Below are 14,715 nucleotides of genomic sequence, written 5' to 3' on the forward strand. Positions count from 1 at the left end.
TTTCTTTAACCCGCTATTTACTAATGGGTTATCTCTATTCTTATGGAGTGATGGCGGCATTTTTCAACCATGGTTCATTATGAGTGAGACACCGCAGGCCCACAGGTTTGAGACGCTTCAGGTTCATGCCGGTCAGCGTCCTGATCCGACAACGAAGTCACGGGCGGTTCCGATTTATCAGACGACCTCCTATCTTTTTGACAGTGCAAAGCATGGAGCTGATCTTTTTGCCCTGAAAGAGTTCGGCAATATCTATACAAGGATGACGAACCCGACAACCGATGTGCTGGAACAGCGCGTTGCGGCGCTTGAAGGGGGCCGGGCAGCCCTTGCTGTTGCGAGCGGCCATTCAGCTCAGTTTATTGCCGTAGCTACGCTCTGTGAGGCGGGGGATAATATCGTTTCTTCCAGTTATCTTTATGGCGGTACCTATAATCAGTTCAAGGTGGCATTCCGTCGCCTCGGTATTGGTGTTAAGTTTGTCGAAGGATGTAATGTTGAGGCGTTCAGGACGGCAATCGATGAGCATACAAAAGCACTCTATCTGGAATCGATAGGCAATCCCGCTTTTCATGTACCCGATTTTGAGGCGATAGCGGCTGTTGCGGCTGAACATGGTATTCCCCTTATTGTTGATAATACTTTTGGTTGTTCCGGCTTTCTCTGTCGTCCTCTTGAGCATGGGGCTTCGATTATCGTGGAATCAGCGACAAAATGGATCGGAGGCCACGGCACTTCAATGGGCGGTGTTATTGTTGACGGTGGAACCTTTAACTGGGGAAATGGAAAGTTCCCTCTCCTCAGTGAGCCTTCTGACGGTTATCATGGCATGAAATTTTATGAAACTTTCGGCGATCTGGCATTTATTATCAAGGCTCGGGTTGAGGGGCTGCGTGATATCGGGCCTGCAATCAGTCCTTTCAACTCTTTCATGTTGCTGCAGGGGCTTGAAACGCTTTCACTTCGGGTTCAGCGACATGCCGACAATACGATGGAGCTTGCCCGCTGGCTCAACGAGCACTCTGCGGTTCAATGGGTAAACTATCCCGGGCTGGAGAGCCACCCAACCCATGAATTGGCTAAAAAATATCTGAATCACGGCTTTGGATGTGTCCTGACTTTCGGTATCAAGGGTGGATATGAAAAAGCCGTTGGGTTTATCGACAGTGTCCAGCTTGCCAGCCATCTTGCCAATGTTGGGGATGCCAAAACGCTGGTCATTCATCCTGCATCCACGACGCATTCACAGCTTACCCTGGCAGAACAGGAATCTGCCGGAGTTACCGCCGATATGATCCGGGTCTCACCGGGTATAGAGCATATTGATGATATTAAGGCTGATTTTGAACAAGCTTTTGCAAAACTGAGGTGAAGTGTATGAGAGCATATACCGGGATGATTTCCGAAAAAACAGCCTATTTCGATTCAACTGAACCTTTTAAGACTGAACTTGGCGCTCTGCTTCCTTCTGTAAGGGTGGCCTATAGAACATGGGGAAAGCTCAATGCCCGCAAAGACAATGTGGTGCTTGTTTGTCAGGCTCTTACGGGTTCTGCTGATGCGGACGGTTGGTGGGAAGGGATGTTTTCGCCCGGGGGAGCTTTTGATGAGAGTGAGGATTTTATCATCTGCAGCAATGTGCTTGGCAGTTGTTATGGTACAACAGGCCCAACCTCTCTGAATCCTCTCACCGGTCGCCATTATGGCCCTGATTTTCCACTGATCACCATCAGGGATATGGTTGAGGTTCAGCGTCTTTTGCTTGCCGGGTTGGGTATTGACCGTGTCAAACTGGCCGTCGGCGCCTCTCTGGGTGGTATGCAGGTTCTGGAGTGGGGTGCGCTCTATCCTGATGTTGTCCAGGCTTTGATGCCAATGGGCGCATCAGGACGCCACTCGGCATGGTGTATAGCGCAGAGTGAAGCACAGAGGCAGGCGATCTATGCCGATCGTGACTGGAATGATGGATGGTACGCCGATGGTCACCCTCCCGCAAAAGGACTTGCTGCGGCAAGGATGATGGCCATGTGCACCTACCGGAGCTTCGAAAACTTTCAGGCACGCTTTGGCCGGGAGTTTCATCATGGCACAACCTTTAAGGCAGAAAGTTACCTGCATCATCAGGGCCGAAAACTGGTTGAGCGCTTTGATGCCAATACCTACATTACTCTCACCAAAGCGATGGATATGCATGATCTTGGGAGGGGCAGGGCTGGTTACGAAGAGGTGTTGCGTTCGATTCAGCTCCCCGTGGAAATCCTCTCGATCAATTCTGATATTCTTTATCCGAAAGAGGAGCAGGAGGAGCTTGCCCGGTTTATACCGAAATCAAGCATTCTCTATCTCGATGAACCATACGGTCATGACGCTTTTCTTATTGATGTAGAAAAAGTCAGCCGTATGGTCAGGGAGTTTCTGGAAGGAAGGGCGTTGTCGGCTCACTCAGCAGCCTGAGTAATCTCGTCAAACCTGGTATAGTGCCGCAATACCTCCGGCACCATGATGGAGCCTTCCGCAGTCTGGTAGTGCTCAAGCAGGGAGACCATAAGGCGGGAGGTTGCCAGGCCTGAGCCATTCAGGGTGTGGACGAACTCCGGTTTTGCATTACTCTCCGACTTGAAACGGATGTTGGCGCGCCGGGCCTGGTAATCTTCAAAGTTTGAACAGCTTGATGCTTCAAGATATTTCTGCTCGGCTGGTGACCAGACCTCGATATCATAACATTTCGTTGCATTGGCGCTGATATCGCCGCTGCAGAGTAAAAGTACCCGGTAGGGGATTTTGAGCGCAGTGAGAATTGCTTCAGCGTTTTCTCGAATCGTTTCAAGCGCCTCATACGACTCTTCCGGTCGGGTGAACTTTACCATTTCCACCTTGTTGAACTGGTGCACCCTGAGGAATCCTCTGGTATCTTTGCCGTAACTTCCCGCTTCGCGACGGAAACAGGCTGAATAGGCTGCATAGGAGATTGGGAGCGTTTTTGTATCCAGCATCTCTCCCCGGTGCAGGTTGGTTATCGGTACCTCGGCTGTTGGTATGGCGTAAAGATCATCCTCCTCCATGTGGTAAACCTGATCGGCAAATTTTGGCCACTGCCCGGTTCCTCTGAGCGACTCCTGATTGACGAAAAAGGGCGGAAAGACCTCTGTATAGCCGTGACGTTCGGTATGGCAGTCGAGCATGAAATTGATCAGTGCACGTTCAAGTCGAGCCCCTTTGCCGATATAGACAGGAAATCCCGCTCCGCAAACTTTTGCGCCCCGTTCAAAATCAAGAATCCGAAGGGATTTGCCCAGTTCAAGATGGTTCTTGAGCGGAAAGTCAAGATGGTAGGGAAAAGATATCGGCTCCTTGAAGATCTGGTTGTCGTCAGCAGAACGTCCGACAGGAACGGATGGATGCAGCTTGTTGGGGAGGCCCAGAAGAATGGTTTCAATCTCCTCTTCAAGATGGCCAAGCGAGGTATCCATTCCGGCAATTTCTTCCGATACTGATTTCATCTGGAGGATAAGTTCGCCGGATGAGCCAATACCACTTTTTTTTATCTCTGCGATCTCTTTTGAAACTTTGTTGCGCAGTGCTTTCAGATCGTCCGAACGCTGAACCAACCCTTTGCGCTCCCTGTCGAGGTTAAGAAGCTGTTCAATTTTTGGTTCTTCAGAAGCAAGCTGGCGGTTGTGCAGCATGGAAATGATTTCTTCGGGATGCTGACGGATAGTGTTGATATCAAGCATGATGATATTGAGAAAGGGTTATACTGAAAGCAGTGACTTGACGATCTCCTGGACTTTTGTGCCGTCCGCCTTCCCTTTAAGCGCTTTCATGGCCTGACCCATGACCTTGCCGATATCTTTCATTGATGTTGCTCCTGTTTTTGCAACAATGTCTTCCACAATAGCCCTGACATCATCATCGGAAACCGGTTCCGGCAGATACTCTTCGATCACGGTGAGTTCCGAAAGCTCTATTGCTGCAAGGTCAGGACGGTTTCCGGCTGTAAACTGTTCGATGGCATCTCTCCGTTTTTTTGCAAGGCTGACGAGTACCTCGATCTCCTGTTCGTCAGTCAGTACGGCTTTACCGGCAACGCGGATGGATACCTCTTTTTCAAGGAGTGTTGCCCGGATGGAACGGATGGCGTTCAGACGGGTTTTGTCACCGCTTTTCATTGAATTTTTCAGATCCAGATCTATTTGTTCTTTCAGACTCATGTTTTTTCAGCTCAAAAATTATTTTTTAAAAAGAGGAATGGCAAAATACAGGAAAAAAAGCGGCTTTCCCACAAGAGCTTCTGCTTTGTTCACTCATTGATATCCCCGCAAACCGGTCTGAGCACCAGCTCTTCCACCGACGTTCTCTGTGGCATGAAATAGGCGTTGACGACGGGAGCGGAAATATCTTCAGGCCTCATCATGACGGACTTCATGGCATCAGGAACTTCACCCCACATTGGCGTATAAACCGCACCGGGCATGACATTGGTAATACGGACATTACACGTTTTAGCATATAAGCGTATTGCCTCGACCAAGCCTTTCTGCCCAAATTTGGACATGCAGTAGATCGAAGAACTTTTGAAAGCTGTTTCTGCGGCAATGGAGGTGATAAAGAAAATATGACCCGACCGTTTCTTTTCCATCAGGGCAAAAACTCTCTGTGTGAGGAAAAAAGTGCCTTTGAGGTTTGTTGCTATCGTATAATCAAAATCCTCTTCTGTCAATTCGGTGAATGGCTTGAATCGTCCAACGCCAGCATTGTTGATCAGACAATCAATTGTGCCGTAGCGCTCCAGTGTGGTGCTGACAAGATGCTCAATCTGGGCGGGGTCGGCAATGTCCACAGGAAAGATATCTGCTGCTGCTTCGAAAGAACGGCATTCGGACGCAACTGACTCCAGATCCGAAATGGTTCTTGATGCAAGGATCAGGACGGGCTCAAATCCTTCGTGCTTCACGGTAGCTTGTGCAAATTCAAGGGCAATGGCTTTGCCGATTCCTTTGCCAGCGCCGGTTATGATGATGATTTGTTTCATGTTAATTGTGTGTTACTGTTTTGTTCCTGTCGGATAGAGATGGTTTTTAGCTTTTTTTCCGAAGTACTGAGGCTGTAATGTTTTTGTGTTTTTCGTTTGGAATGGCGAAATAATTGTTGAAAATTCCATATATTTGCAGCATAAGTAAACTGCGGGTGCGTCCATTCCTATCGCATTGCACATCCTCGAAAATGGTAAATTGTAACGTTTATCATGGCACTAAGCAAAGTTAAATGGTTCGATGGCAAAAAAGGCTACGGCTTTCTTCTGAATCCGGATGGAGGAGAGGATATTTTTGTTCATTTTTCGGCAATCCAGTCAGAACAGAGTTTCAAGGTACTGAATCAGGATGCCGAAGTTGATTTCGAGCTCGATAAAACCCAAAAAGGGCTGCAGGCAAAGAATGTTCGTGAAGTTTCACTGAACGGCTTGTCGAATAGGCAATCTTCCCGGATGTCGTTTGGCTGAAGAGAGCGCTATCAGAGAAGGCCACTTTCCCGAAAGCTGAAACATCCTGTTTTTCCTATAATGATATGGTCGAGCAGGTCGATCTGGATGACTGTGCTTGCCTGTTTGAGGAGGTCGGTGACCTGCTTGTCGGCATTGCTCGGTTCAACATCGCCTGAAGGGTGGTTATGAACAAGAATGATGGCATGGGAACTCTCTTTTATAGCGGACTTGAAAACCTCCCGAGGGTGAATGAGGGCGGCATTCAGTGTTCCCACAGAGACAAGCTCGGTTTTGATGATCTGGTTTTTGGTGTTCAGGTGCAGTACAAAGAGATGCTCTTTTGTTTCATCCGGAACCCGTCCTGCCATGTATTCAAAAACATCGCGTGCAGCCTGTATTTTTTTATTAAGATTGCGGCTGTAATGGAGTCGTTTGTTCAGTTCGAAAATAGCTACAATCTGCATGGCCTTGGCATCTCCGATTCCTTTGACCTTCTTCAGCTCTTCAAGCGTTATATTGGCAAGTTTTTCAAGGCTGTACCGGGCAATCAGTTCATTGCAGGTATCAACAATGTTGAGGTTTTTTGTTCCGGTGCGCAGGATAATTGCAAGCAGTTCAGCCGGGCTGAGCGAAGCCGCTCCGCTGCGGAGAAGGCGTTCCCTCGGCCGGTTGTCCGGGTCAAAATCATGGATTCGCATGGTTCATCCTCTCCTGTTGCTGTTGAAATTTTTTAATTTTTCACGCAAAAACAGCGTACTGAGGCAACGTAAAGAAAAAGAGGGAGAAGTGAAAATACTCTTTTACCGTTTGGTTCGGGCAGCCCGGAGAGGAGTGGTTACCTGCCGTCAAAATCGGCCCAGTTGTTCGGGGTTTCATACCAGCGGAGTTGTTTAAGTGTCACTCCATCAGGCAGATGGGGCTGGATCTGGTTGAATGCCCATTTTGCAAGGCATTCTGCTGTTGGTGGCTCATCGGTAATGAGCACCCTTGAATTACGCTTTACGATAAAGTCGAGATCCTCATGATCCTCCTTCCACACAGCAAAGCCGTGGTCGAGCTTGTCGTGAATGTGCTCTATCAAAATGTCCTTCAAAAATTTAAAATCCATCACCATTCCCTCCTCTCCATCACCCTTGCGTTCAATCAGATTCCCTTCGACCGTTGCAACAACCACCCCCCGGTGGCCATGCAATTGGTTGCAGAACGAAAAGCTGTTCGGAAGTGTATGGCCGTAATCGATCTCTATTTTTCGTGAAATGCGCATCATCTCTGGATATTCTCAGTTACCGGTTTCTCTCGGGCTCTGCAAAGTGTACACAAAAATTATTGTTTCGCCAATTTGCGGCTTTTTTTTGATTGGTTTTGCCGTATTGCCAGTCGGATGAATCGGCAGAGAGGTTTCCGTGCCCTATGGGTCATTTTTGAAATCGGATTTATTTGCTGTGAAAAGCTCCTGTAGTGCGATTTTGTGAAGCTTGTGGAGCAAAGATGGGAATACTTGAAAACGAAGAGGTGGCTTCCACGGAACGGTCAAGAGACCGTTCCGTGGAGTGCCAGGATTATGGCCGAGTCCAGATTGATCCTCCGAAGCCGCCGGTTTTATAGGTGGCTGTGGCTTTATTCGGAGTATCCAGTCGAAGGATCAGGATCCCTTCCTGCATGATCTGACCTTTTGGAACATCAGCCCAGCGAAGAATGATCTGATTTCCATCGATGTAACCTGATGCGACATTGGACCAGACTGGAGCCGTTGGTGAGCGCTCTCCAAACCAGAATACCTCCTTTCCAAGCTGTCGCAGGTAATAGTTGCCTCCGTCATTACAGCTCCATTTGCCTGTAAGATCAGCGAATGCCAAGGCAGGAAGTGAGAAGAGGAGAAGAAAAAGCAGGGTTTTCAGTTGTTTCATTTTTACCTCCGTGGTTGGTGTTTAAAAAACAGGAGGAATACGCTCCTCCCTGATAGGTTGCGCACAATTGCGAAGAGGATTTTTTTGTGCGCCGTACTGCTTTCACAGCGACAAAAAACAACAGAAACAATTTATTCGTTCAACAATTGTACGTCCTTTTTAACTGGTGTTTTTTGCGCTTTTTTGACTTGTTGTGGCTTTTGTTCAGGCTCTACTGCCGGGATTATGCGTCATGATTGTTAGAACCGCTTTACTGCCTGAACAAAAATCATCGGGGTGTCGGATGGTTCGCTCTCTCCGGCGATCTTCCATGCGCAGGTTGCCTGCAAGTTGTAGTTGGCGGCATTGAACCATTTTATGCCGATCCCTGCTCCGGTAAGGTTGCGGCTGTTATCGTCGGTATCCGGAGTCGGTTTTGCATGAAGGAGGGCATATCCATGGTCAATAAAAGTAATGAGTTGTACTGTGCCGGGCAGCTCTCCGATAGAGCTGATCAGGTAGCTCATTTCGACGGTTGCAACCACACCCCTGTCACCGTAAGATTCTCCCCGTTGCCATGCACGTACTGCGGAGGGTCCTCCCAGAGAGAGTTGTTCCGAACTGGTCAGGTTTTTATTGCTCCATTGTCCATATGCTCCTGCGTAAAGAGCTAATCCGTGAGCAATGGTCTGGTTTCGGGCGAGGGCCATGGTAAGCTTCGAATAACTGCCGTTGGTGTGTAAGCCGCTTGATAATTGGTCAATGGAGAGTGTTTCCGAATCGTTGATATCCAGTCGCCCTCCGATAATACCAAGGGAGAGTGAGGTTGACCCGCCTCCCAGAATCCTGTCTTTTTGTATGCCGGTAATGCCAGCCTGCCACGATGTGGTGTGACGTCGATTTCTTGATGTACTCCCAATTCGGTCGTTTAACCCTCTTCCTTCCGCAGCAACGGTTGCATTCATAAGCAGATTTCTCTGGCGTATGAGTGGCTGGGTAAGGGCAAAAGTCAGGTTATGGGCGTCACCCTCTGCATTCAGTGTTTTGAATAATCCACCGAGGCGATAGGTGAGATAGTTATAGTTCACTCCGATCCTTGTGCCATAGGGTGTTAGCGGCACGGTATAACCGGCCAGCATATTTTGCAGATCTCCGGTTGTTGATGTCTGCAGTCGAAGGGTGAACTGATCTCCGAGATGAAGTGGAGAATAGAGTTCCATGGTGCTCCCGACACGATTTTCTCCGGTTGGCGGGTTTCCATAGTTGTCAATGTCGAATGAAAAACTGATGGGCCTGCCTTCGCTGACTTCAAGGGTTGCTTTTGTGTAACCGGGTCTGGAGCCCGGTTCGAGAAGAATTCGGGAGGAGATATTGGGTAGTTCATTGGTTTTCATGACCATAGAGGTAAGGGAGCCCTCCTCCAGAGGTTGTTGACCGGGTACCTGACGTGCATAGCTTTCAAGGAGAGATTTTCGTATTCTGGTGTTCATCGGAATGGTTTTAACCTCTATGTTTTCCAGGACACCCTCGATGATTTCAATGGTAATGGACATGCCTGGTGTTACCGTTTGAGGCGGGAAAAAGAGTGAGGCAAGGAAATATCCTTTTTTGCGGTAAGCGTTGGTGATTGTTCTGGAGGCATCAGTCAGCCCTGCAAAGGTCATCTCTTTGCCAACGCAGTTTGCCATGAGTTGTGCAAGTTCCTCGCTTGAAAAAAGGGTGTTTCCGATAAAATGAAAGCCAGTTACCCTGACCAATGCACCCTCTGGTGCCTGTTCTTTTCCTGTTTCCGGCTTTTGGAAAGTCGGAGCTTCCTTTTGTGGTATCAGAGATGGAGGGGGAGTACTCTCCATGAGGAGCTGGCCAGCGTCAGGAGGAGTTGCTGCATAGAGGGTGCTTGCCGTAACGGTTGAAGCGAACAAGAGTATTTTCCATAATGCTGCCATGCTGGACTCCCTGAAAATTATTAACAAGTGATTTCAATGGTTCCGAGTTGAGTCAATCGGCAAACGATCAATGTTATAGTGTTTTTTATCCGATTGTTATCAGTACAATTGACCGGCTCTCGCCACCAAACTTGTCTTTGGCGACCAGCTCAATCCTGTATTTTCCTATTGCCTCTTTTGGCGCTTTCCCGCTTATTATTTTTCGTTTGGGGTCAAATGAGATCCATGACGGTACTGCTGTGCCATTGATTGAGTGTGCTTCGAGAGTGACAATTGCATCGGGATTGCTGTTGCTGAAGATGCTGTCAGGGAGAGAAAAAAAGAACAATGCTTCTGCTCTTGCTGGCACGGTTATCGTCTCGGGAGCAATAAGGTCACCACTCTGGGAGCTGTATTTTGTATTCTTAATGGCTCTTCGCCTTACGATAAAACTTTTCTGTGGCGAGTTGATTGTCTGATCAGGTTTATTGAAAAGGGTTTCGCCAGAAAGAACTCTTTTTGCTCGATGTTCTGTTTCAGATTGCCAGCTCAGTATCGGATTGATCTCATTAAAGTTGATCGGCTGTTTTTCAACCGTATAAATGAGCCCGGTGCCTGCTGTAAAGGTGAAGCCAACACTGCTTGACAGGCCGCCAGCATATTCTATCAAGTAGTTGCCTGTTTTCGATGTTGCATTGGGAAATTCGCTGACCATCATGGTGCCATGAAGTCCGATATTTTCAGCATTATCTTCGCTATCGGCAAAACCCGTGAGTGTATAGCCGAAAGTAGCAACAGGCCATGTTCCGAAAGTGCTGCTGGCGCTGCCGCTGGTCAAGGTGGTGGTGACATAAAGCAGGTTCGGAAGAGAGGCATAGATAAACCCATTGCCGGATTCGTTGATGTTGAAGGGTGGGTAGCTTGTATAACTGGCATTGTAGTGACGAAAGTCTGATTTCAGTCCGCCTTTGATGGTTGCTTCTGGATTGTCAGAATAGACGATCCATCGGGCTGTTCCGTTGGTGGAGAGTCTTGCATTTGCGCTATTGTCGAAATCGTTACCTGCCAGAATAATCGTGCTCCCCTCTGTCGCTTCGCTTGCAAGAGTTCCTGAGGCGAGAGTGATACCGGAGCCCTCTGTCGGCCCGAAGTTCAGGGCGATGATGTTGCTGGCGGTGATGTTGCGCAAGGTGATGTCACCGCTCTCCCTGTTGGTATTTCCCGATCCATCGCGCAGTTCGATGGCTACATTTCCTGAACCTGCGATGATCGATGTGCCTTCACCCATGGTGATTGTTGCGTTTCCTGCCGAACGCCATTGATCGACGACTCCATTTGCCTGAGTATCGTTCGAAGCCATTGTCAGATTGCCGTTATCGGTTGAGATAGTCGCATTGAGCAGTATGCTTTTTCCTGCATTCAGGTAGAGATTTCCCCCGTTTCCAAGGGGATTGTCGGCGATGATGGATGAATTGATGGTGATGTCATTGTTTGCCTTCAGAACGACCTGGCTCCCTTTATTGAGCAGCGCGGTTATTTGTGATGGATGGAAGGTGTTGGCAGCATCCGGGTTGAAACGGTATTCCTGCTCAACAGATTCCTGTTCGGGGTTCGGGGTAAGAATCTCTACCCAACCCGTTTCGTTTGCTTGGTTAAAAGAGCTGACAACGAAGCTCCCGTTCATGCTGCCGATGGTGAGCGCTGTAATGCCGCCAATACCGAGTTGATCCTCTTTGCTGGATCCAACAAGGCTGTTCAAGGAGCTTATTGCTCCGGTCGTGTTGTTGTTGACTCCATCCAGCAAGGTCAAGGCACCAGCATTGGTTAATGTCCCATTGTTCCATAATGGAGAAGAGACGACATAATTACCGTTGGGCAGAGCAGTCACTGTTCCGACCTGATCGCCTGTTTTCGAGCCGACCAGACTGTTGGAAGCGTTGATTACTCCGGCACTCCCTCCAAGACCATCTCCCCAGGTCACCGCGCCGGTATTGGCCGTTGTTCCCTGATCCCATAGTATGGAAGAGGCAACATAATTACCGTTACTCAAAGCGGTTATGTTATTTTTCCCTGAACTGTCTGATCCGGCATAGTCATTTTTGCTTGAACCGATCAGACTGTTCTCTTCACCAATCACTCCTGTAGTTCCCTCGAAACCATTTCCCCAGGTCACTGCACCTGCGTCGGTAGCCGGACCATTGTCCCAGTATGGGGATCCTACGACGTAGTTCCCGTTTGTGAGGGGTATTATATTGTAACGTGTTCCGTCATTGACAGTTGAACCAACCAGACTGTTGCCAGGGCTTATGGTACCGACCGAGCCTCCATTGCCATTTCCCCAGCTTACTGCTCCTGCGTCAGTGGCCGTGCCGTTGTCCCAATGCGGCCATGCCGCTACGTAGTTTCCGTTGGTCAGTGCCGTCACTGTTGAACCAAGCCCATCACTGGCTGCTGAACCGGTCAGACTGCTGGAACTACTTATCATTCCGGCAGTTCCACCGATTCCATTACCCCAGGTCACTGCACCAGCATTAGTCGTTGGACCATTATCCCATTCGGGGGATCCAACCACGTAGTTGCCATTGGCAAGAGCTGTAACATAAGCTGAAGCAAGGTCATTTGCTGTTGATCCCACCAGACTGTTCGTCGTGCTTATTACTCCGATGGCACCATTGATTCCATTACCCCAGGTCACCGCTCCTGCGTCAGTAGTTGTACCATTGTCCCATGAGGGTGATGTGACCACGTAATTGCCATTGGTCAGTGCCGTTACCCCGGTTCCAACTTTATCCTCTTTTTTTGAACCGACGAGGCTGTTTGTTGCGATTATTGTTCCGACAGCGCCGTTGAGTCCATTCACCAGGGTTGCCATACCTGCATTGGTGATTGAGCCATTATCCCAATTTGGTGCGCTTACAACGTAATTACCGTTTGTCAGGGCAGTGACGCTGCCAACCTGATCGCCGGTTTTGGAGCCGACCAGACTGTTGGTCGCGCTTATTGTTCCAACTGTTCCGCCGAGACCGTTCGACCAGGTTACGGCACCGGCATTGGTAACAGTTCCTTTGTCCCATAATGGAGATGAAACGACGTAATGGCCATTCGTCAATGCTGTTACCGTACCAACCTGATCATTTTTTTTGGAACCGACGAGGCTGTTGGCAGCACTTATTACCCCAATCGTTCCGCTGAGCCCATTCCCCCAGGTGACAGCCCCGGCGTCGCTGGCTGTACCATTGTCCCAGTCTGGTGAGCTGACCACGTAGTTTCCGTTGTTCAGAGTGATTACACGGATTGAAGTACCATCATTGACTGTAGAGCCCACCAAGCTGTTGGTGCCAGATACGCTTCCGCTTACGCCGATACTCTCATTAATCCATGTGACTGCGCCAGCAGCAGCTTGATCTCCATTCGACCATTCAGATGTTGAGGTTACAGCACTCTTCCTGCCAGTCAGTGCAGTGACCGTTTCACCTACCTGGTCATTGGCTGTTGAGCCGCAGAGCATGGAGAGCAAGGTTCCATCTGGCCTGTAGAGTCTGACAGCTCCGGCATCGGTTGCAACGAAATCATCGAAGGGGCTGGCAACAAGAATGTTGCCGTTGCTCAGCTCAAGGATATCTCCGGAGCCATGCTGATCACCCTCTGCCGGGTTTGCATCAGGCAAGGGAATAAGGGAAAAGAGGGGAATTGTGACACTGGCGTCAATGGTGATATTTTGCGGGTCAAGCAGCAGAAAGCCGTTGTTGCCATGAGGCGCGCCTGTGCTGACCTGGCCGGAGATCGTGAGTGTTTCGTGGCTGGAGAGCTCGACCTCTCCTCCGTTCCCACTGATATGGCCTCCCATGGCTTCAATTGTGCCGGAAAAAGCGGTTGAGTGATCTGACCAGAGTACTACCGTACCGCCATTGCCATTTTCAAGAGCGTTGGCCCTGATGTTGCAGCTCCCGGTTACTGTGGTGGATTCGGCGTTGGCCAGATAGTTGCTTTTTCCTTGCCAGCCACCCCCGATGAGAATGCTTCCTCCTCCATTCTGGCCATTAGCTTCTATCTGAGCTCCGGCGAGAAACGTTTGTGGTGCAGTGATGCTGATCTGCCCGCCTCGTCCCGAACTGCCGTTTGCACTGAACATTCCAGAGAGATAGAGTCCCTTTCCTGCATCAAGCTCAATCTGGCCACCCTCTTCTCCATCGGCAGTCATGCGGCTTGCTGCGGTTTGCTCAATGTTACCTGTTGCATCAATTGCTATTGTTCCTCCACTGGCAGAGCCCCCGGCATTCCAGGTGCCAGCATCGATAAGGTTGTTGCTACTGACAGTGATTGCAGAAGCGGTGAATGTGCCTGTGTTGATGATTGATGCGCCTTCGAGCACGATGGTGCCATTGCGTTCCTTCATGCTGGTTGCACGAACCTGACCACTGTTATTTACCACGGAGGCAAGCAGAGCGTCGGCGGCCGAGGCTTTTATCACCACTCTTCCATCGTTGGCTTCGATCACGCCGCTGTTTCTGATCTGAGCATTATATGCCGTCTCTTCAACTCTGATTGCTACCAGACCGGAGGGGTCAATGTTGAGGGTAATTTTTTCACCGGCGGCTATTCCTGTTGTTCCGCCTGTGGTGACAATAGTGCCGGTGTTCGAGACATTTTTTCCAAGCAGCGCTATGAATCCACCACTCAAAGAGCCCTGATTTATTACTGAACCCACCGTGCCATGCCGGAAGAATGCATATTTTTCTGAGAGGAAGTCGCTGTTTCTGATATCGAGTGTAGAGGTCACCAATCCTCCAACGTTGATGCTGGCGCCGGGAGCAAACAGTACGCCGTTCGGGTTCACCAGAAAGATGCGTCCGTTTGCGGAAAGCGTACCGAACAGTTCAGAAGGATCCTCACCCGAAACCCGGTTGAGGAGGGCGGAGCGGCTGTCAGGCTGGACTACGTTGACGCTTTCACCTCTGCCGATACCGAAGGAGCTCCAGTTGATAATGGCTTGGCGGCTCTGTTGCTCAATTTGCATTGCTGTGAGTGATGGAGTGCTGATGGTGGCCTTTCCGGCAGCCAACTCACCCCCGGCGGGCAAAGCGACAACCTCGTGTCCAGCAAGCAGGGAGAAAAGTACAACAACAGCGACAACTACTGTACTCCTGACATTGCTCCTGATAAAGCTATGGGTGCTGCACATTGAATCCGGAAAATATTACAATTATATTGCTTTGAACGCTTCTTCGTAGTTACGCAAAATTACAGTAAACACAAAGGGGCCTGCTGAATTTTATGTGACTCTATCTTTGATCGTGATGTGCTTCCCAACAGTTCTTCTGATTAGAAAGCTCTGTTTTCAGGTTTTGGTGCGCAATCGGGCTGAATTTTTATAAATTCAAGAGCTTTTTTGTTTTCACCGGTTATCCGGCAGAGGGTTTTT

Annotated in this window: 11 protein-coding genes; 3 read left to right on the forward strand and 8 right to left on the reverse strand. The window is 49.3% G+C overall.

Annotated elements, in window-relative coordinates:
• Nucleotides 1-79 precede the first annotated feature (79 nt).
• Both AC56AD_RS04625 and metX read left to right on the forward strand, forming a co-directional pair.
• Nucleotides 80-1,372, forward strand: a complete 1,293-nt coding sequence (locus AC56AD_RS04625; protein WP_012507711.1) for an O-acetylhomoserine aminocarboxypropyltransferase/cysteine synthase family protein — start codon at nt 80-82, stop codon at nt 1,370-1,372.
• Between the two features lie 5 nt (nt 1,373-1,377).
• Nucleotides 1,378-2,454, forward strand: coding sequence for a homoserine O-acetyltransferase MetX (metX, locus tag AC56AD_RS04630; protein ID WP_012507712.1), 1,077 nt, complete (start codon nt 1,378-1,380; stop codon nt 2,452-2,454).
• Here metX and serS read toward each other — a convergent pair.
• The 3 genes from serS to AC56AD_RS04645 all read right to left on the reverse strand — a co-directional run bounded on the left by serS (nt 2,439) and on the right by AC56AD_RS04645 (nt 5,032).
• Nucleotides 2,439-3,734: a serine--tRNA ligase gene (serS, locus tag AC56AD_RS04635; protein ID WP_012507713.1), complete on the reverse strand. Its 1,296-nt coding sequence runs from the start codon at nt 3,732-3,734 to the stop codon at nt 2,439-2,441. The two genes, metX and serS, sit on opposite strands and share 16 nt — an antisense overlap.
• 18 nt (nt 3,735-3,752) lie before the next feature.
• Nucleotides 3,753-4,211 carry a GatB/YqeY domain-containing protein gene (locus tag AC56AD_RS04640; RefSeq protein WP_012507714.1) on the reverse strand — a complete coding sequence of 153 codons (459 nt, stop codon included), beginning with the start codon at nt 4,209-4,211 and terminating at the stop codon, nt 3,753-3,755.
• 89 nt (nt 4,212-4,300) lie between these two features.
• Nucleotides 4,301-5,032 (reverse strand): SDR family oxidoreductase, encoded by a 732-nt coding sequence (locus AC56AD_RS04645; protein WP_012507715.1) that lies wholly within the window; start codon nt 5,030-5,032, stop codon nt 4,301-4,303.
• Between the two features lie 213 nt (nt 5,033-5,245).
• Between AC56AD_RS04645 and AC56AD_RS04650 the strand changes: the two genes are divergently transcribed.
• A complete protein-coding gene (locus AC56AD_RS04650; protein WP_012507716.1) occupies nt 5,246-5,500 on the forward strand; it encodes a cold-shock protein in 255 nt (84 codons plus the stop codon).
• 11 nt (nt 5,501-5,511) lie between these two features.
• Here AC56AD_RS04650 and radC read toward each other — a convergent pair whose 3' ends face one another.
• The 5 genes from radC to AC56AD_RS04675 form a co-directional block, all read right to left on the reverse strand.
• A complete protein-coding gene (gene radC / locus AC56AD_RS04655; protein ID WP_012507717.1) occupies nt 5,512-6,180 on the reverse strand; it encodes a RadC family protein in 669 nt (222 codons plus the stop codon).
• Between the two features lie 137 nt (nt 6,181-6,317).
• Nucleotides 6,318-6,746 carry a 6-pyruvoyl trahydropterin synthase family protein gene (locus tag AC56AD_RS04660; protein ID WP_041526690.1) on the reverse strand — a complete coding sequence of 143 codons (429 nt, stop codon included), beginning with the start codon at nt 6,744-6,746 and terminating at the stop codon, nt 6,318-6,320.
• Nucleotides 6,747-7,041: 295 nt separating this feature from the next.
• A complete protein-coding gene (locus AC56AD_RS04665; protein WP_012507720.1) occupies nt 7,042-7,389 on the reverse strand; it encodes a hypothetical protein in 348 nt (115 codons plus the stop codon).
• Nucleotides 7,390-7,628: 239 nt separating this feature from the next.
• The gene (locus AC56AD_RS04670) at nt 7,629-9,314 is read right to left on the reverse strand and encodes a ShlB/FhaC/HecB family hemolysin secretion/activation protein (protein WP_012507721.1); all 1,686 of its coding nucleotides are present in this window, start codon (nt 9,312-9,314) and stop codon (nt 7,629-7,631) included.
• An 85-nt stretch (nt 9,315-9,399) separates the two neighbouring features.
• Nucleotides 9,400-14,475 carry a two-partner secretion domain-containing protein gene (locus tag AC56AD_RS04675; protein WP_012507722.1) on the reverse strand — a complete coding sequence of 1,692 codons (5,076 nt, stop codon included), beginning with the start codon at nt 14,473-14,475 and terminating at the stop codon, nt 9,400-9,402.
• Between the last annotated feature and the right edge of the window lie 240 nt (nt 14,476-14,715).

This window comes from Pelodictyon clathratiforme (assembly GCF_982375515.1).